16 protein-coding genes are annotated in these 19437 nt (G+C 62.8%); 12 read left to right on the top strand and 4 right to left on the bottom strand.

Translation table 11 applies throughout. The features are described from left to right. Positions 1-132 precede the first annotated feature (132 nt). On the top strand, positions 133-1284 hold the full coding sequence (gene macA, locus K5K89_RS18095) for a macrolide transporter subunit MacA (RefSeq protein ID WP_071490036.1): 1152 nt from the start codon (positions 133-135) through the stop codon (positions 1282-1284). 3 nt (positions 1285-1287) lie between these two features. Then, the gene (locus tag K5K89_RS18090) at positions 1288-3246 is read left to right on the top strand and encodes a MacB family efflux pump subunit (protein WP_222539951.1); all 1959 of its coding nucleotides are present in this window, start codon (positions 1288-1290) and stop codon (positions 3244-3246) included. Between the two features lie 130 nt (positions 3247-3376). Here the strand turns inward: K5K89_RS18090 and K5K89_RS18085 are convergent, their stop codons facing one another. Together K5K89_RS18085 and K5K89_RS18080 are read right to left on the bottom strand one after the other, a co-directional pair. Continuing rightward, a complete protein-coding gene (locus K5K89_RS18085) occupies positions 3377-4048 on the bottom strand; it encodes a response regulator transcription factor (RefSeq protein WP_173668606.1) in 672 nt (223 codons plus the stop codon). A gap of 156 nt (positions 4049-4204) precedes the next feature. Beyond that, on the bottom strand, positions 4205-5440 hold the full coding sequence (locus K5K89_RS18080; protein WP_092245702.1) for a methionine gamma-lyase: 1236 nt from the start codon (positions 5438-5440) through the stop codon (positions 4205-4207). Positions 5441-5563: 123 nt separating this feature from the next. Between K5K89_RS18080 and K5K89_RS18075 the strand changes: the two genes are divergently transcribed. The 5 genes from K5K89_RS18075 (at position 5564) to K5K89_RS18055 (ending at position 10627) form a co-directional block, all read left to right on the top strand. Further along, positions 5564-6034 carry an Lrp/AsnC family transcriptional regulator gene (locus K5K89_RS18075; protein ID WP_071490032.1) on the top strand — a complete coding sequence of 157 codons (471 nt, stop codon included), beginning with the start codon at positions 5564-5566 and terminating at the stop codon, positions 6032-6034. A gap of 449 nt (positions 6035-6483) precedes the next feature. Then, complete coding sequence (locus K5K89_RS18070) at positions 6484-7074, top strand: antibiotic biosynthesis monooxygenase (RefSeq protein ID WP_071490110.1); 591 nt, start codon at positions 6484-6486, stop codon at positions 7072-7074. Further along, on the top strand, positions 7071-8909 hold the full coding sequence (locus K5K89_RS18065; protein WP_222539950.1) for an amidohydrolase: 1839 nt from the start codon (positions 7071-7073) through the stop codon (positions 8907-8909). The genes K5K89_RS18070 and K5K89_RS18065 overlap by 4 nt, the downstream gene beginning before the upstream one ends. A gap of 29 nt (positions 8910-8938) precedes the next feature. After that, a complete protein-coding gene (gene ycaC, locus K5K89_RS18060; RefSeq protein ID WP_071490108.1) occupies positions 8939-9553 on the top strand; it encodes an isochorismate family cysteine hydrolase YcaC in 615 nt (204 codons plus the stop codon). Positions 9554-9745: 192 nt separating this feature from the next. Next, positions 9746-10627, top strand: a complete 882-nt coding sequence (locus tag K5K89_RS18055) for a LysR family transcriptional regulator (protein WP_058425557.1) — start codon at positions 9746-9748, stop codon at positions 10625-10627. On the opposite strand, the gene K5K89_RS18050 is transcribed toward K5K89_RS18055, so the two are convergent. Together K5K89_RS18050 and K5K89_RS18045 are read right to left on the bottom strand one after the other, a co-directional pair. Continuing rightward, positions 10614-11651: an AraC family transcriptional regulator gene (locus tag K5K89_RS18050; RefSeq protein WP_071490107.1), complete on the bottom strand. Its 1038-nt coding sequence runs from the start codon at positions 11649-11651 to the stop codon at positions 10614-10616. The two genes, K5K89_RS18055 and K5K89_RS18050, sit on opposite strands and share 14 nt — an antisense overlap. 1 nt (position 11652) lies before the next feature. Further along, positions 11653-12567, bottom strand: a complete 915-nt coding sequence (locus K5K89_RS18045; RefSeq protein ID WP_093126833.1) for a GGDEF domain-containing protein — start codon at positions 12565-12567, stop codon at positions 11653-11655. Between the two features lie 380 nt (positions 12568-12947). Here K5K89_RS18045 and K5K89_RS18040 point away from each other — a divergent pair, with 380 nt between their 5' ends. From K5K89_RS18040 to K5K89_RS18020, 5 genes are all read left to right on the top strand, one after another. Further along, positions 12948-15461, top strand: coding sequence for a TonB-dependent receptor (locus K5K89_RS18040; RefSeq protein WP_222539949.1), 2514 nt, complete (start codon positions 12948-12950; stop codon positions 15459-15461). A 144-nt stretch (positions 15462-15605) separates the two neighbouring features. Further along, a complete protein-coding gene (locus tag K5K89_RS18035) occupies positions 15606-17468 on the top strand; it encodes a phytase (protein ID WP_222539948.1) in 1863 nt (620 codons plus the stop codon). 47 nt (positions 17469-17515) lie between these two features. Further along, complete coding sequence (gene tolQ / locus K5K89_RS18030; protein ID WP_092245680.1) at positions 17516-18208, top strand: protein TolQ; 693 nt, start codon at positions 17516-17518, stop codon at positions 18206-18208. 14 nt (positions 18209-18222) lie between these two features. Further along, the gene (tolR, locus tag K5K89_RS18025; protein WP_102593218.1) at positions 18223-18669 is read left to right on the top strand and encodes a protein TolR; all 447 of its coding nucleotides are present in this window, start codon (positions 18223-18225) and stop codon (positions 18667-18669) included. After that, on the top strand, positions 18666-19433 hold the full coding sequence (locus K5K89_RS18020; protein WP_222539947.1) for an energy transducer TonB: 768 nt from the start codon (positions 18666-18668) through the stop codon (positions 19431-19433). Before tolR ends, K5K89_RS18020 begins: the two co-directional genes overlap by 4 nt. The last annotated feature ends 4 nt before the right edge of the window (positions 19434-19437 follow it).

The raw sequence follows: 19437 nt of genomic DNA, 5'->3' as shown, positions 1-19437 counted from the left end.
CGAGGTGCCGAGTGTTGGGGCAAGAGCCTTTTGGTCACTTTTGGGCTCTTTTCAAAAGTGACCCGCCGTAAGGGCGGAACCCCTATCAGCCGTTACCCAAGTAACGGATATGTACTCGATCAAAGGCCACCCATGGAAAAGTCAAAGTTACGCAAACTAGGAATGCTCACAGTAATCACAGTCGCCATCGGCCTGATCATCTACACGGTCCAGGCCCCCGCCGACGCCCCCCAATACCTCACAGCCACCGCTCAACGCGGTGACATCGAAAACGCCGTGCTGGCCACCGGCCTGCTCGAAGGCATCAAACAGGTCGACGTGGGCGCCCAAGTCTCCGGCCAATTGAAGTCCCTGAAAGTAAAGGTCGGCGACAAAGTGAAAAAGGGTCAATGGCTCGCCGAAATCGACCCACTGGTCCTGCAAAACACCCTGCGCAAGGCCCAGGTCGACGAAGAAAACCTTCAGGCCCAACGCCGCGCCACGGCGGCCCAGCTCAAGCAGGCCAAGTCCGTGTACGAGCGCTATAAAGGCCTGCAGATCGACGAGTCGGTATCCCGTCAGGACTTCGAAGACGCCGAGTCCAACTTCCAGGTGCAACAGGCCAACCTGCTGTCCCTGGATGCGCAGATCAAAAGCGCGCACATCCAGATCGACACCGCCAAGGTCAACCTGGCCTACACCCGCATCGTCGCGCCCATCGACGGCGATGTGGTGGGCATTGTCACCCAGGAAGGCCAGACCGTGATCGCCAGCCAACTGGCGCCGGTACTGCTCAAATTGGCGGACCTGGACACCATGACCGTCAAGGCCCAGGTCTCCGAGGCGGATGTGATCCACATCAGCCCAGGCCAGCAGGTGTACTTCACCATCCTCGGCGAGGCCGACAAGCGCTACTACGCCAAGCTGCGCGGCACCGAGCCGGCGCCGCAGAATTTCCTGGAAACCCAGACCGCCGGTACGCCAAAGCAGAACACCGCGGTGTTCTATAACGCGCTGTTCGACGTGCCCAACCCCGATCACCGCCTGCGTATCGCCATGACCGCCCAGGTGCGTATCGTGCTCGACACCGCCCAGGCCGCGTTGATGGTGCCGGTGGCGGCGCTCGGTGCGCGCAACAACGATGGCAGCTACCCGCTGCGGGTGCTGGATGCCAAGGGCAAGGCGGTGTCGCGGAATGTGAAGACCGGGATCAACAATAACGTCAAGGTGCAGATCCTCGAAGGCCTGGCCGAAGGTGACAACGTGGTGATCGGCGAAGCCACGCCGGCTGTGGCGGGGAACTGACGGATGACCCAGCCACTGTTGGAACTCAAGGGCATCACCCGCAGTTTCATGGCCGGCGAGCGTGAGTTCATTGCGCTCAAGGGCATCGACCTGACGATTCACGCCGGGGAAATGGTCGCGATCATCGGCGCCTCGGGCTCGGGTAAGTCCACCCTGATGAACATCCTCGGCGGCCTGGATTACGCCACGGCCGGCAGCTACAAGATCAATGGCATCGAAACCCGCTCATTGGGCGACGAGCAACTGGCCGAACTGCGCCGTGACTACTTCGGTTTTATCTTCCAGCGCTACCACTTGCTGGCGCACTTGAGCGCCTTGCACAACGTGGAGATGCCGGCGATCTATGCCGGTACGCCGGAGACCGCGCGCCATAGCCGTGCGCGGGAGCTGCTGGCCCGCCTGGGCTTGGCCAGCCACACCACCCATCGTCCCAGCCAGCTGTCGGGCGGGCAGCAGCAGCGGGTGAGTATCGCTCGGGCGTTGATGAACGGCGGTGAAGTGATCCTGGCCGACGAACCCACCGGCGCCCTCGACACCCACAGCGGCAAGGAGGTCATGCGTATCCTCGCTGAGCTGCACGCCGCCGGGCACACGGTGATTATCGTGACGCACGACCCCAAGGTCGCGGCGAACGCCCAGCGCATCGTCGAGGTGTGCGATGGCGAGATTGTCAGCGACAAGGCCAACGACAGTGTCGGCCTGGAGCTGCCCGGCGAAGCGCCCATCGAACCCAGGCGCAGTGGCGCCAGGCGTCTGGTGGCGAGCCTGGGGTTGTTCAAGGAAGCGTTCAACATGGCCTGGGTCGCGCTGGTGTCCCATCGCATGCGCACCTTGCTGACCATGCTCGGTATCGTCATCGGTATTACCTCGGTGGTGTCGATCTCGGCCATCGGCGAAGGCGCTAAGCGTTATGTGCTCAAGGACATTCAGGCGATCGGCAGCAACACCATCGATATCTTTTCCGGCACCAGTTTCGGTGACAGCCGCGCCTCGGCCATCGAGACGTTGATGCCCTCGGATGTCGACGCGTTGAACCAGCTGTATTACGTCGACAGTGCCACGCCGGTGGTGGGCCGCAACCTGTTGCTGCGCTTTGGCAATATCGACCTGGATGCGCAGGTCAACGGTGTGAGTGACCGCTATTTCAAGGTCAAGGGCCTGAAGCTCGAAGCCGGCATCGCCTTCAGCGAAAGCGACGCACGGCGCCAGGCCCAGGTGGTGGTGATCGACCACAACACCCGCCATCGCCTGTTCGGACCCAACGTCGACCCGCTGGGCCAGGTGATCCTGGTGGGCAACCTGCCGTGCACGGTGATCGGCGTAACGGCCGACAATAAAAACATGTTCGCCGCCAGCAAGGCATTGAATGTGTGGGTGCCCTATGAAACGGTGGCGGGGCGCCTGTTGGGTCAGCGCCATCTGGACAGTATCACCGTGCGCATCAAGGACGGTCAGCCAAGCAAGGTGGTGGAAGACAACGTCAACAAGCTGATGCTGCAACGTCACGGCACCAAGGATTTCTTCACCAACAACCTCGACAGCATCATGCAGACGGTGCAGAAAACCAGTCGCTCCCTGGCGCTGTTGCTGTCGTTGATCGCGGTGATTTCGCTGCTGGTGGGCGGTATCGGGGTGATGAACATCATGCTGGTGTCGGTGACCGAGCGTACCCGCGAGATCGGTATTCGCATGGCGGTAGGCGCCCGGCAATCGGACATTCGCCAGCAGTTCCTGGTGGAGGCGGTGATGGTGTGTTTGATCGGTGGGCTGATCGGAATCTCGTTGTCCTATGCCCTGGGCTTTTTGTTTTCAGTGTTCGTGAAGGAATGGGAAATGGTGTTTTCCCTGGGCTCGATTCTGACCGCGTTTGCCTGTTCGACATTGATCGGCATCGTGTTTGGCTTTGTGCCGGCGCGGAATGCGGCGCGGCTGGACCCGATCGAGGCCTTGGCGAGGGATTGAGTCCTGCTTGTCAATGAGAACCCAATGTGGGAGGGGGCTTGCCCCCGATTGCTGTGTATCAGCCACAATTCGGTTGCTGACCCACCGCCATCGGGGGCAAGCCCCCTCCCACATTTTGATCGGTGTGAGCTTAAAGCCCCGTACTTTCCTCGGTGGCATACATCCACCGCAACAACGAATGCCGCCCGCTGATCCCCAGCTTGATCGCCGCACGTTTCAGGTAACTCTCGATGGTGTTGACCTTCAATGCCAATTGCTCCGCCAGCTCCGGCGCCGTGCGCCCGGCCAGCAGGCCGACGCACACTTCGAGTTCACGGTTGGAGAGGGTCAGCCCCGATTGCACCAGGCGTTCCTCGATGCGCCGGCGCAGGGTTTCGAGGCCCTGGTTTTCCGGGGGCACCGGCTCGCTGTCCTGGCGGCAAGGCTGGATCGCGGCGATGTGTTTTTCGACCATGGGCAGCAGCAGGGTGGAGAAGTCCTGCAGCATGCTGCGCTCCTGCGGCGAGAAATTTTCGGACTGGTGTGAGCGATACACCGACAACACATAGCGCACGTCGTCGCGGCGGCGGGTGAGGTGCAATTGTGCGGCAGGTTGCTCTTCGCCCAAGGCTTCTACCGAGTCGGTGTAGACCGGGCTGATCTTGCGCCGGACGTGCCCTTCGGCACTCACCTGCAGTTGCGTGATATGGGTGGCGTCCACGGCCAGTTGGGTGAGGATCAGGTCATGCAGCATGCGCGGAAAATGGCGGCTGCCGGTGCTGGCGATGACCTTGCCAATATGCGGAAACAACTGTGAGTTCATCAATTCATCCATGAGGCGTGCAGGTATTCGGCCTTATAGCAGCGGGGATTAAGATGCAAGCCAATGCGAATAACCTACCGTGATAGTCCTTCCCGCCGGAACCTATGCTAGTACAGCCTGGCGGCGGGAAGGGGATCCAATCTTAAAAAATCGGATTTAAAGACTCACGAGCCTGGAAGGACGTTGCAGCGTGCGCGTGCATTTGGCCAGTGCCTGCTGTACATCCGCCAGCAGGTCGGCGATGTCTTCAAGCCCCACCGACAGGCGCACCAAGCCCTCGCTGATGCCGTGTGCGGCTCGCTCTTCCGGGGTGTAGGTGGAGTGAGTCATGCTCGCCGGGTGCTGGGCCAGTGATTCGGCGTCGCCCAGGCTGACCGCGCGGGTAAACAGCTTGAGTGCATTCATGAAGCGCCGGCCGGTTTCGATCCCGCCCTTGAGTTCGAAGGCGATCATGCCACCGGGCATTTTCATCTGGCGTGTCGCCAGTTCGTATTGAGGGAAAGAACGCAGGCCCGGGTAAGTCACGCGCTCCACGGCCGGGTGCGCCTGCAAGGCTTCGGCCACCGCCTGGGCGTTGCTGCAGTGGCGGTCCATGCGCAGGGCCAGGGTCTTGAGGCCGCGCATCAACAGCGAGGCATCCTGGGGCGACATGACGGCGCCGGTCAGGTCCTTGAGGCCTTGCAGGCGAATACGCTGGGCCAGCGCCTGGCTGCTCACGGCAATGCCCGCGGTGATATCGCCGTGGCCGCTGAGGTACTTGGTGGCCGAATGCACCACCACATCGGCGCCCAGTTCCAGGGGGCGTTGCAGGTAGGGCGTACAGTAGGTGTTGTCGACCACCACGGTGACATTGGGCTGGTGGTGGGCGAGGGTGGCGACGGCGGCGATATCCACCAGTTGCAGGTTGGGATTGGCCGGGGTTTCGCAGTAGATCATGCGCGTTGCGGGGCTGAGCGCGGCTTGCAGGGCCGCCAGGTCCGTGAGGTCGACATGCCGCACCTTGATGCCGAACTCGCCGATGCCGTGGTGCAGCAGGGCGAAGGTACAACCGTACAGCGTCTGGCTGACGATCACCTCGTCGCCGGGGCGTAGCAGGGTCCAGAACGTCGCGGCAATCGCCCCCATCCCGGAACTGAAGGCCACCGCCGCCTCGCCGTTTTCCAGGGTCGCCATGCGCGACTCCAGCAGCGCCAGGGTCGGGTTGGAAATACGCGTATAGAAGTGGCCGCTGGCTTCGCCGGCAAAACAGGCGGCACCGTATTCGGCGGTGGGGAAGGCAAAGGTGGCCGACAGATAAATCGGCGGGACGAGCGCGCCGTGGTGGTCCTTGGGGTCGTAGCCGTGGTGGATGGCGCGGGTGGAAAAGCCGAATGCATTGTGTTTATTGTTCATGTCGGACGCTCCTTATTTCCTACAATGCTATGCTCATAACCAGAGATGAACTTTGCAATATTTGCCGGTAATCCCCGCGTCCCGGGATGAAAACCTCATAAAAATAACGAATAGAGGCATGTTATGCCCATTAGTCTGGATCGCACCGATAAAGCGCTTTTAAACGCGCTGCAAGGCAATGCCCGCCTCACGGTGGCTGAATTGGCCGACCGCGTCTCCCTCACGACCTCGCCCTGTTGGCGCCGGGTGCGCAACCTGGAGGAGAGCGGGGTGATCAGCGGGTACCAGGCGATTCTCTCGCCCAAGGCGCTGGGGTATGGGGTGACGGCGTTTGTCAGCATCATGATGGAGAGTCATACCCAGGAAATTGCCCGGGCATTCGAGCAGCGTTTGTTGGCGATTCCCGAGATCGTGGCGTGCCATAACGTGTCGGGGCGGTATGATTTTTTGTTGGAAGTGGTGGCGAGGGATCTGGAGTCGTTTGGGGAGTTTGCGCGGGAGGTGTTGCAGACGTTGCCTTGCGTCAAGGAGATTTATTCGAGTTTTTCCTATAAGTCGGTGAGGGGGTTGCGGGTGATTCCGGTGCCGGGGTGATGGGGTGATGGCGGGGTGGTGTCGTGTTGTGTACATATCCGTACCTTAGAGCCGACCGGATTGTATGGGCGGTACTCGGTCAAAGTGTGGGAGGGGGCAAGCCCCCTCCCACAGTTTGATCTTCATGTATCAGTTGAAGGGTGGTTTGCTCTGGCTCTGGCTTTTGATCTGCTTTTGATTTTGATGTTAGGCCCCCCAAATCACTGTCGGATTACGGGCACACCGAGCCTAGGCGAGGTGCCGAGTGTTGGGGCGAAGGCCTTTTGGTTACTTTTGCGCTCTTTTCAAAAGTGACCCGCCGTAAGGGCGGAACCAATATCCGCCATCACCCAAATAACGGATATGTACTCAGCACAACCCCCCCCAAACAGCACGTACATCCAATTTTCCCCACCCCATCCCCCCTCAAACTCCCTCATCGCTGAATCTTCACGGCAGAGGGACACCCCATGGACCCAACCACAAAACCAGGCCCCGACGAAGTCGTCACTCTGGTGGTCAAGCACCTCATCAAACCCGGCCTGGAGGCTGACTACGAAGCCTGGCTGCGCCGCATCGTCCGCATCGCCGGCGACCGCCCTGGCCACCTCGGTGTCGACGTGGTGCGCGGCAAACAGGGCAACCTGGCGCTGTTTACCTGTGTGTTGCGCTACCGTTCCACCGATGACCTGCAAACCTGGCTCGACTCCCCCGAGCGCAAAACCCTGATCGCCGAAGCCGCGCCCATGCTTGCCGACGGTGACAACACCGAAATCGGCGCGGTGAACGAGTTCTGGTTCAACCCCGAAACCCCGAACGCCGCCAAGCCGCCGCGCTGGAAGCAGGCGGTGGTCACCCTGTGCGTGATCCTGCCGCTGACCCTGCTGGTGCCGATCGTGTGGGGCCCGGTGCTGCGCCTGCACCCGTTTCTTTCCAACTACGTGGTCGCCACGTTTCTGGTAACCGTGACCATCGTCGTGCTGGTGGTCTACCTGCTGATGCCGGCGGCCACCCGCCTGTTCGCTCCCTGGCTCGAAGCCTCTGTAAAGGAAACCCTATGAACGCCGACCTGATTCTGTTCAATGGCCAGTTCCACACCGTGGACCGTGAAAACCCGCGCGCCACGGCCGTCGCCATCCGTGAGGGGCGGTTTGTCGCCGTGGGCACCGACGGTGAAGCCATGGCCCTGCGCGGCAGTGGTACCCAGGTCATCGACCTCAAGGGCCGCACCGTCATCCCCGGCCTCAATGACTCGCACCTGCACCTGATCCGTGGCGGCTTGAACTACAACCTCGAGCTGCGCTGGGAAGGCGTGCCGTCACTGGCCGATGCCCTGCGCATGCTCAAGGACCAGGCCGACCGCACGCCGACCCCGCAATGGGTGCGCGTGGTGGGGGGCTGGAACGAATTCCAGTTCGCCGAAAAACGCATGCCGACCCTGGAAGAGTTGAACCAGGCCGCGCCCGATACGCCGGTGTTCGTGCTGCACCTGTACGACCGCGCCTTGCTCAACCGCGCAGCGCTGCGTGTGGCCGGCTATACCAAGGACACGCCGAACCCGCCGGGTGGCGAGATCGTGCGTGACAGCAACGGCAACCCCACCGGCATGCTGGTGGCGCGGCCGAACGCGATGATTCTGTACTCGACCCTGGCCAAGGGCCCGAAACTGCCGTTGGAATACCAGGTCAACTCCACCCGCCAGTTCATGCGTGAACTCAATCGCCTGGGCCTCACCAGTGCCATCGACGCCGGCGGCGGCTTCCAGAACTACCCCGATGACTACGCAGTGATCGAGCAACTGGCCAAGGACCAACAGTTGACGGTGCGTATCGCCTACAACCTGTTCACCCAGAAGCCCAAGGAAGAACTCAGCGACTTCAAGAACTGGACCGGCAGCGTCACCCTGCACCAGGGCGACGATTACCTGCGCCACAACGGCGCTGGCGAAATGCTGGTGTTCTCGGCCGCCGACTTCGAAGATTTCCTCGAACCGCGTCCCGACCTGCCGCTGACCATGGAGCAGGAACTGGAGCCGGTGGTGCGCCACCTGGTTGAACAGCGCTGGCCGTTCCGTTTGCACGCCACCTATGACGAGTCCATCTCGCGCATGCTCGACGTGTTCGAGAAGGTCAACCGCGACATTCCGTTCAATGGCCTGCCGTGGTTTTTTGACCACGCCGAAACCATTACCTCGAGAAATATCGAGCGTGTACGTGCCCTGGGTGGCGGTATTGCGATCCAGGACCGCATGGCGTTCCAGGGCGAATATTTTGTCGAGCGCTACGGCGCCAAGGCCGCCGAAGCCACGCCACCGATCAAGCGCATGCTGGCCGAAGGCGTGCCGGTGGGCGCGGGCACCGATGCGACGCGGGTGTCGAGCTACAACCCGTGGACCTCGCTGTACTGGATGGTCAGCGGCCGCACCGTCGGTGGCCTGGAACTGCATGCCGAAGGCCTGTCGCGCCTGACCGCGCTGGAATTGTTCACCCACGGCAGCGCCTGGTTCTCGTCCGAGCAGGGCAAGAAGGGCCAGATCAAGGTCGGGCAGTTGGCGGACGTGGCGGCGCTGTCGGCGGACTTCTTCAGTGTTGATGAGGAAGCCATCAAGTGGATCGAGTCGGTCCTGACCGTGGTCGGCGGCAAGGTGGTCTACGGTGCCGGTGACTTCGAAGACTTCGCACCCCCGCGCGTGCCGGTACTGCCGGATTGGTCGCCGGTGGTCAAGGTGCCAGGGCACTGGCGCCCAGGCTCGCCGTTGCAGGCGCAGGTGCACCAGTGCAGCGGCCCGTGCGGCGTGCATGCCCACAGCCACGAAAAAGCCCGCCATTCCAGCGTGCCGGTCAGCGACTTCCAGGGTTTCTGGGGTGCATTCGGCTGCTCGTGTTTTGCGTTTTGATTACCCATCCCCCCGTAAGGAGTTGAACCATGGCTAGCCCTCGTTTGAACAAAGATGACGCCGTTGTACTGTTGGTCGACCACCAGACTGGCCTGATTTCCCTGGTGCAGGATTTCTCCCCCAACGAATTCAAGAACAACGTCCTGGCCTTGGCCGATGTGGCGAAGTTCTTCAATCTGCCGACCATCCTCACCACCAGCTTCGAAAGCGGTCCCAACGGCCCACTGGTGCCCGAACTCAAGGCACTGTTCCCGGACGCGCCGTACATCGCCCGCCCTGGCCAGATCAATGCCTGGGACAACGAAGATTTCGTGAAGGCCGTCAAGGCGACTGGCCGCAAGCAGATCATCATTGCCGGCGTGGTGACGGACGTGTGCGTCGCGTTCCCGACCTTGTGCGCCCTGGAGGAAGGCTTTGAGGTGTTCGTGGTCACTGATGCGTCGGGCACCTTCAACGAAACCGTGCAACAAGCCGCCTGGGCGCGCATGACCGCCGCCGGTGCGCAACTGGTGAACTGGTTCGCCGTGGCTTGCGAACTGCAGCGCGACTGGCGCAACGACATGGAAGGCCTGGCCAACCTGCTGTCGCCGCGTATTCCCAACTACCGCAACCTGATGAACAGCTACTCGGCGTTTACCAAGTAACTGGCTCTCAAGTCTGTAGGTGATCCCTGTGGGAGGGGCGGTGCGACGATTCGACTTGCCCCCGATAGCGGTGTGTCAGTCACACTGCCATCGGGGGCAAGTCGAATCGTCGCACCGCCCCTCCCACATTTGATTTGTGGTGTGGCGACATACCCGTTATAAAAAACACCAAATGTCCACCGAGAAGCGACAATGAACCCCTTCGAAGACATGCGCCTGTTCTGCCAAGTCATGGAATCCGGCAGCTTCACCGCCGCCGCCGAACAGTTGGGCTTGTCCAAGCAATTCGTCAGCCGCCGCCTGATCCAGCTGGAAGATCGCCTCGGCGTACGCCTGCTCAATCGCTCCACCCGCCGCCTGGATGTCACGCCACTCGGCCAGAGTTACTACGAATCCGCCTTGCGCCTGCTCAGTGAAGTCGAGCAAGTGGAGCAGGGCATCGCCGGCCAGAACAGCGAACCGCGCGGCACCATTCGCCTCAGCGCGCCGTTGTCGTTTGCCATGGCCCATCTGGGTTGCCTGTTGCCGTTGTTCCTGCAGCGCCATCCCCAGGTGGCGGTGGAGGTCGACTTGAGCGACCGCCCCGTGGACCTGATCGGCGAAGGCTACGACCTGGTCTTGCGCATCGGCACCCTGGAAGATTCCACCCTGATCGCTCGGCGTATCGCCAGCATCCCCCGGGTGTATTGCGCCAGCCCCGACTACCTGGCCTTGCGCGGCACCCCGCAGAAACCCGATGACCTCGCCGACCACGATTGCCTGCCCTACGGCCATGGCCGCCAGGTGCAGTGGCGCTTCAAGGGCAAGTTGCAGGCGCTGAGCGTGAGTGGGCGTATGCGCGTGAACAATGGCGACCTGCTGCGCGATACCGCCATCGCCGGCCTGGGCGTGACCTACCTGCCGACTTTTATCGTCGGCGAGGCGTTGAAGGATGGCCGCCTGGTCACGGTGCTGGATGAGTTCGCCCCCGAAGACCTGACACTGTCGGCGGTGTACCCCCAGCACCGGCAAAGCTCGCGGCCGGTGCAGGCGCTGGTGGAGTTCCTGCGCGAACGCCTGGCTAGCGGCTGTTGAACAGCTGGCGGATCAGGTTGGGCGTACTGCCGGTCCAGCGCTTGAACGAACGGCGAAAGTTCGCCGCATCGTTGAAGTTCAGGTACGCCGCCACTTCATCATTGCTGTAGCCCTTGACCTGGTACAGGTGCAGCGCCACCTGCTTGCGCACGCGGTCCACCTGTTGCTGAAAGCCGGTGTCATGCTTGTGCAACTTGCGCTTGAGGGTCGCCGGGCTCATGGCGAAGGCCTGCGCGGCCTGTTCCAGGCTGGGCGGTTGGCGCACCTGTTCGCGCAGGTAGTCGTAGAGGCAGTCGAGAAAGCTGCTGGCAAAGCCCAGCTGTTCGATCTGTTCGCGGGCCTGCTGGCGTGCGACCTGGCCGGCGGTGGCCGAGGCGCCCGGCCACGCGCGGGTGAGGTACTCGCGGGGGATGCTCAGCATATCCAGCGGCCGTTCGAAGCGCGTCTCTTCGCCCAGGTGCACCCAATACTGCTCGATGTAGCGCGGTTCGGCATGACTGAAACAGCACACCCACGGCAAGCGCTCGCCACTGAGCCACTGGCTCATGGCAACCAGCGAGGTCATGCCGGCTTCCAGTAAAAACCGCCAATGCTCGCCGGCGCCGCAACTGTCCCGCCAGTACAGGTAGGCATGGTGCGCATCCAGTTCCAGGTGCAAGGTGACCAGCGGGCTGAGCAGCACCTGTTGCTGGATCAGGATCTCCAGGGCCTGGTGCAGGTTCTGCGCATGGCCCAGGGCATGGCTGGCCGCGCCGTAATAACCGGGCAGGAGTCGCTGGCCGAACAGAAAGCTGCTGTCGTCGGCGTCGAGCAATTTGCGACTGTTGCCGATCAACCCGAAAAACTGCTGCGGGCTCAACCGCGCCGTGCCGGCCAGGATGTCCTCGTGAAACAGTCCCGTGCCGCGCAGCAGGCGATGGCTGTCGATGTCCCGGGACAAGGCCAGGTCGATCAGCGTGGCGGGTTGGTAGTGCCCTGGTATGAAGCGGCTGTCGGCTTCATACCAGCTGGTTTTCACGGCCATCTCAGGCGCTTTTCGCCAGGGGTTGCTTGGCCCTGGCCAGGGCCAGGTTGAGGCGTTTGAGCAAGTCCTGGGGCGGCTCGTCCAAGGCCATGACCACGGCGGTGGTCGCTACCAGTTGCAGGCGTTCCCCGTGCAGCCGGGTCTTGTGTGCGAGGCCGCGCACCGCCTGCTGCAACTCCAGCGCCAGCTCCTTGGCCTGGCGCTCACCGGTGTTGGGCAGCAGCACCACAAAACGGTCGCCGGCCAGGCGGCACAGCAGGTCCTGGCGACGCAGGTTGAGCAACAGCAAATGGCTGAGGGCCTGCAACACCGCATCGCCTTCGGCATGCCCGTAGGCCTGGTTGATGGCGGCGAAGTGGTCCAGGTCCAGGGCCAGCAGGGACAGTGGTTGCTGCTGGGTCTGGCTGTCTTGCAGGCTGTCGGCCAACTGGCGCTTGAGGTAGTCGGCGCCGGCCAGGGGTGTGAGTTTGTCGAACAGCCGATGCTCGCGGAACAACCGTTCGCGTTTCTCCATCTGTGCGCTGATCGCCAGTTGTTCGCGGTGCCAGTGGTAGATGCCGATGGTCAGCAGGATCATGCCCACCGGCATCGGCCCGGACTCCAGCCAGTGGTCCCAGGTGATGCTGTCGGGCAGGCGGATGAATTCGTCGAGGCTGTCGATCCACCAGGAGAAGAAGATGCATGACAGGCCCAGCGCCAGGTAGTTGGTCACGCGCCCGGCCGGACGGCTTTTCAGCACCAGCCCCAGCCAGACCAGGGCGAGCAGGGCGGAGCCGCCTTCACCGAAGATATCCAGCCATGCCCACTCGCTGACGCTTTTCAACTCGCCGCAGGCCAGGTGCAGGATCAGCCCCAGGTTGGCCGCGATCAGCAGCAGGGAGAGTTTCCAGCGGTGGGGTTTGAGCACGGAAAACATGGCCGCGAGTCCTTGCAAGGTTCAGACGTGGGCGCCAGCACAGCAGATGGATGTGACGGTTGCATGACGGTGGGGGAGGGTCGAATCAGCTCATCCCGTCGACAATGAAAAGCAGAAAATGTGGGAGGGGGCTTGCCCCCGATAGCGGTGCGTCAGTGAGAAACCATGGGCTGAACCACCGCTATCGGGGGCAAGCCCCCTCCCACAGTTGATCTTCACAGGTCATTTCAGCTCATTCCAACCTAGGATCCTGCTCAAACCCCCGGTTTACCGGCCTTCCCACCACACCCTGTCACAGAACCGTCATCCCCCACCCCTAGCGTGCCCTCCCAGTTGCCGGGCCTCTTGCCTGGCGCCAACGGACTCTTGGGGAGGATTGCATGTACAAGCGCACCGGGCTCGTCAGCTTTACGCTTACTGCCTTGGCCCTGGCGATTGCCAGTGAGCGGCTCAATGCGGCCGAGGCGGCCAACACCGAGCACGTCGAAGTGGTCGGCCAGGCAGCGGCCATCGACCAGGCGCTCAAGGAGCAACGCAATTCCGACAGCATCAAGAGCGTGGTGCATGCCGACGGCGTGGCCCAGCTACCGGATGAAAACGTCGCCGAAGCGGCGCAGCGCTTGCCGGGTATCAGCGTGGAGCGCGACCAGGGCGAAGGGCGCTTCGTCAGCGTGCGTGGCCTGGGCCCGGACCTCAACAGCGTGACCATCAACGGCACCCTGGTGCCTGCCCCGGAGAGCGCCCGCCGCGCCGTGGCCCTCGATGTGCTGCCCTCCGAACTGGTGCAGTCACTGTCGGTGATCAAGACCCTCACCCCGGACATGGACGCCAACTCCCTTGGCGGCACCGTCGATGTGCAAAGCCTGTCGGCCTTCGACCACAAGGGCCTGTTCTACACCGGCAGCACCGAGGCCAGCTACGACAAGAACACGAGCCAGACCAGCCCCAAATTCTCCGGCGCGGCCAGCAACCGTTTCAGCCTCGGCGACGGCGTCGACAACTTCGGCGTCGCCGCCGCGCTGAGCTGGCAGAAGCGCGACTTCGGCTCGGACAACGTCGAGACCGGCGGCGCCTGGGAGTTCACCGACGGCGCCCGGCTCAACGAGTTCGAACAGCGTGACTACGACATCAGCCGCGAACGGGCCGGTGGCGGCCTGAACTTCGATTACAAGCCCGACGACTTCAGCAGCTACTACCTGCGCACTCTCTACAGCCGCTACAAAGACACCGAAACCCGCAACTCCACCAGCCTCGAATTCGCCGACCCGCAGGCCCCCGGCCAACTGGGCGATGCCGAGGGCAAGCGCAAGCTGAAGAACCGCGAAGAGACCCAGGAAATCCAGTCCTACGTATTCGGCGGCGAACGCATGCTCGGCCTGTGGACCCTGAGCGGCCAGGCCGGCTACAGCCAATCCAGCGAAGACAGCCCGGCGCACATCGCTGGTGCCACCTTTGACGGCGGCGACTTTGCCAACAGTGGTTTCCATGACAAGGACAAGCCACGCCCGATCATCGGCAGCGCCTTCTACGACGCGCGCAACTTCAGCCTCGACAAAGTCGACTGGGAAAAACAGAACACCCAGGACACCGAGAAAAACCTGCGCCTGGACCTGGCCCGCGACTACGACCTGAGCGGCTATGCGGCCCAGGTCAAATTTGGCGGCAAGGTCAGCCGCCGCAACAAGGACAACGACCTGGAGGCCTGGGTCTACAAAGACTTCGACACCCTCGGCTTCACTGCCGACCAGCTCAATCTCAGCCAGTTCCAGAAGGGCACTGTCGACTACCGCCTGGGCAGCTACGGCCCCGGCATCAGCCCCAGCGCGATCAAGCAGCTGATAGGCGGCCTCAACCCGGCGGACTTCTACGACGAGACCGAATCCCGGGTCAACGACTTCACCATTCGCGAAGACATCAACGCTGGCTACCTGATGAACACCGTCGACATCGACGACTGGCGCTTCATCGCTGGCCTGCGCTACGAAGGCACCGAGTTCGAAGCCAAGGGCACCGGCGCCACCGATGGCGTGTTCACCCCGACCGACACCCAGCGCCGCTATCACCATTGGCTGCCGGGCCTGCATGCGCGCTACCAGATCGACAAGAACACCCAGGTGCGCGCGGCCTGGACCAAGTCCGTGGTCCGCCCGACCTTTGGCCAGTTGGCGCCGGGTTTTGTGATCGATGATGACGAAGCCACCTTCGGCAACCCGGACCTCAAGCCCCTGGAATCGAGCAACCTGGACCTGGGCATCGAGCACTTCATGGGCCGCGCCGGCACCGTCTCGGCGTTCGTGTTCTACAAGGACATCAAGAACTTCGTCTACAACACCGACCTGGCCGGCACCGGCGCCTGGACCAACTTCGCCGAGGCCCACACCTACGCCAACGGCGACAGCGCCAGGCTCTACGGCCTGGAGTTGGCCTACTCACAGAAATTCGACTGGCTGCCCGCGCCGTGGAACGGCCTGTTGATCGGCGCCAACACTACGTTCAGCCGCTCCAGCGCCGACATCGAAGGTTTCGACAGTGCCAGTGGTACGAACCGCAAGCGCCACATCAGCCTGCCCAACCAGTCCGACACTGTCGGCAACCTGATGCTCGGTTGGGAAGACGACACGCTCAGTCTGCGCCTGTCGGCCAACTACAAATCGGCCTACCTCTTTGAGCTGGCGTCGATCAACGACAAGGCCCACGACCTGCATGTGGACGCGCAGACCTTTGTCGACTTCAGCGCGCGCTACTCGCTGACCAAGAACCTGCAAGTCAGCTTCGAAGCGCAGAACCTCACCGATGAGTCGTACTTCGTCTACACCGGCCACCGCAGCTACAACGGCCAATACGAAGAGTACGGCCCGACCTACAAGCTGGGCCTGACCTTCACCCACTTCTAACCCACACCTCCATTCCAATGTGGGAGGGGGCTTGCCCCCGATGGCTGTGGCCCAGCTGGCATCTGTGTTGACTGACACACTGCTATCGGGGGCAAGCCCCCTCCCACATTGGATCTCCATTGTTTTTGACGGATTGAGCCGTACATGAAGATTTCCAAGCTGTACCTACTAATAGCCTTGACCCTCTGTGCGCCGGCAATGGCCACGGACCTGGCCCTGACCCCTTGGTCACCCAGCCTCAATGCCGAGGCCATGGCCGTGCTGAGCAGCACCGAGCGCCTCACCGCCAGCACCCGCAACGGCCTGCAACTGCTCGACGCCAAAGGCACCGAACTCGCCCGTTTCAACGGCAACTTCAGCAGCCTCGACACCCGCGCTGCCGGCACCCAGGTACTGGTCGCCAGCCTCGACAACGACCGCCAGCAAGCCGTGCTGATCAACCTTGACGCGTCCGCCAAAACCTTTGGCACACCGCTGTACCTGCCCGCTCGCGACTACCCGGTAAACGGCCTGTGCCTTTATCGTGACGGCGCCGCCCACCTGTTTGTGTTCCTGGTGGGTGAAGAGGGCAAGGGCGAGCAATGGCTGGTGGGCAATGGCGCCACACTGCTCAGCGAACCCCAGCGCGTACGCGGTCTGCCGTTGCCGCCGTCGGCGCAGTTCTGCCAGGTGGATGACACAACCCATCAGTTGGTGGTGAATGAACAAAACGTCGGCTGGTGGGCCTACCCGGCGCACCCGGAAGCCGAGGTCAAGCGCACGCCGGTAGCGCTGTTCGACAACCCCAAGCGTGAAGCGGGCGCCATGGCGCTGGTGCCGGGCGGGATGGTCGCCCTCGATCCGAAGACGGCCCAGTTGCACCTGTTCCAGCACACCGGCAAGCGCTGGGTCGAACAATCGAGTCTGACGCTGCCAGGCCTCAAGGAGCCGGAACAACTCAGCGTCAACGGTCAGCAACTGCTGGTGCGCGATGACGACAATGGCAAGCTTTACCAGGGCAGGCTCGACTGGAAAGCCAAACCCGTGACGGCTGGACCGGTACTGCCGGAAGTCGCCGCCGTACGCCAGACCGACCCGGTCGGTCGCCAGGGCGACGCGGCGGATGACCCGGCGATCTGGGTTCACCCCGCGCAACCGGAAAAAAGCCGCGTACTCGGCACCAACAAGAAGCAGGGCCTGCTGGCCTACGACCTTGACGGCAAGCTGTTGCAGGAGCTGGCGGTGGGACGTCTCAACAATGTCGACGTACGCCCCGACTTCAAGCTCGGCGCGCAGACTGTCGACCTGGCCGTGGCGAGCAATCGCGATCACAACAGCCTGAGCCTGTTCAGCATTGACCGCCAGAGCGGCGAACTGCGCGAAGCCGGTGAAGTGCCGACACCGCTCAAGGAGATCTACGGTATCTGCCTGTACCAGCCCGCCAGTGGCGAGATCTACGCGATCGCCAACGGCAAGGACGGCACCTTCCTGCAATACCGCCTCAGCGCACCGGATGGTCGTGTGCAGGGCGAGTTGGTGCGCCAGTTCAAGGTCGACAGCCAGCCCGAGGGTTGCGTGGCCGATGACCAGCGCCAGCGCCTGTTTATCGGGGAAGAAGACGTCGGTGTCTGGGCGGTGGATGCCCGTGCCGACCAGCCGGCCACCCTCACCAGCGTGATCAAGGTTGGCCCGCAGCTGCACGCCGATGTCGAGGGCCTGGCGTTGTACCAGAGCGACAAGCGCGACTACCTGGTGATCTCCAGCCAGGGCAATGACAGCTACCTGGTGCTGGATGCCGAGCCGCCGTTCGCGACCCACGGTGCCTTCCGCGTCGGCCTGAATGCGCCGGCCGGGATCGATGGAGCCTCGGAAACCGATGGCCTGGAAGTCACCGCCCTCAACCTCGGCGGGCCGTGGAGCCAAGGCATGCTGGTGGTGCAGGACGGGCGCAAGCGCATGCCCGAGCAGACCCAGAACTTCAAGTTGGTGCCGTGGGCCGAGGTGACTCGCGCGCTGAAGTTGCCCTGAGCCGTCATCACCCGGTCATCACTTTTTTATCGAATAGGAGCTTCACCATGCACGCGACGATGGAACATATGACGATCTGGGGCTTGATCAGCGACGCCAGCCTGTTGGTCAAGGCGGTGATGATCACCTTGCTGCTGGCCTCCTTGCTCAGTTGGTACCTGATCATCCAGCGCGGCAGTGTGCTGCGGCGCCTGGAGCGCCAGTTGAATGGCTTTGTGCAGCGCTTTCGTGCTGCGCCGGACTTGCAACCGCTGTACCGCGACACCGTGCAGGCGGGCGAGGGCGGTATTGCGCCGATCTTTATCGCCGGCGTTCAGGAATACCAGCACCTGCACAGCCATGATCCGGCGGTGCTGGACGGTGTCGAGCGCGCCGTGCAGGTGGCGATCACCGAACAGGAAATCGAGTTGGAAAAAGGTCTGCAATTCCTCGCGACGGTGGGTTCGGTCAGCCCCTACATCGGCCTGTTCGGCACCGTATGGGGCATCATGAATTCGTTCATCGGCCTGTCCCAGGTGCAGCAGGCCACGCTGTCGACGGTCGCGCCGGGCATCGCCGAAGCGCTGATCGCCACGGCTATCGGCCTGTTCGCGGCCATCCCGGCGGTGATCGCCTACAACCGCTTTGCGGCACGCGGCCAGACCTTGCTCACCCGTTACTACGCCTTCGGCAACGAACTGCAAGTACGCCTGCACCGCACGCTGCGCGGCACGTCGAGCCACCTGGCCGTGGCCGCCTGAACAGGAGCGATTTCATGTTAGCAAGGCCGCAACGCAAGCACGGGCCCAAGGCCGAGATGAACGTGGTGCCCTATATCGACGTGATGCTGGTGCTGCTGGTGATCTTCATGGTCACCGCACCGATGCTCACCCAGGGCGTGAAGATCGAGCTGCCCAAGGTCGCCGCCGAGGCACTGGCCACCGACACCCGCCAGCAGATCCTCACGCTGTCGGTGAAGGCCGATGGCGGCTACTACTGGAACCTCGGCGGTGAACTCGACACCCAGCACCAGACCGACAGCGCGGTGACCCTCGACGAAATGGGCGCCAAGGTCATGCAGGTGGTGGCGGCGCGCAGCGACACCCAGGTGTACATCCGCGCCGACGATAACGCCGGTTACGGCCGTGTGGTCGCGGCCATGGCGGTGTTGCAGAAGGGTGGGGTGAGCAACCTGGGGCTGGTGACCGAGGCCCCGCAATGACGGCGATGATCATGCACAGTCCGATGCTGACGATGCCTTCCCGGAGGCCTTCCGGATTCTGGCGAAACAGTTTGGCGGCCAGCCTGGCGGTGGCGCTGCATGTGGGGGTGTTGGCCGCATTGATGCTTGGCTGGTCCACGGAAGTACCGCCAGTGGAGGCCCCCAGGGTGATGCATACCCAACTGGTGATGCTGCCGGCGGCGACAGCTCCAGCTCCAGCGCCTGAACCGGTGGCCGTCACACCCCCGGAGCCCGTCGCGGTTCCCGTACCGGTAAAGCCCACGCTCGATCCGCAGATCCAGGCGCGCAAACTCGAAAAGGCCGCCCTGGCGCGCAAACGCGTCGAAGAAAAGCAGCAGGAGCAGCAACGGCTGGCCACTGAACAGCACAATCGTGAGCAGGCACAACAGCGTGCTGACCAGCAGCGCCTGGCCGCTGAAACAGCGCGGGCCGCGACACCGGCCGTGACACCGGCTGCGGCACCGGCGTTCGACAGCCGCCAGTACCAGCCCTTGAGCAAGGAAGCGCCGGACTACCCCGAGCGTGCCCTGGACAAAAACATCGAAGGCGATTGTTCGGTGGAGTACACCGTCAACACCCAGGGCCGCGTGGAAAACCCCAGGGTGCTGGACGGCTGCCACCCGCTGTTCATGCGGCCATCACTGGCGGCGGCGAATACCTTCCGTTACCAGCCGAGGATCGTCGATGGCAAGGCTGTTGCGGTGCCGGCGGTGCGCAATACCTTTCATTACCGCATCAAGTAAGCGG

The organism is Pseudomonas sp. DR208, from assembly GCF_019823005.1.
Taxonomy (GTDB): Bacteria; Pseudomonadota; Gammaproteobacteria; order Pseudomonadales; family Pseudomonadaceae; genus Aquipseudomonas; species Aquipseudomonas extremorientalis.
The sequence above is the reverse complement of the archived record's forward strand: the minus strand, read 5'-3'. Positions and strand labels throughout refer to the sequence as shown.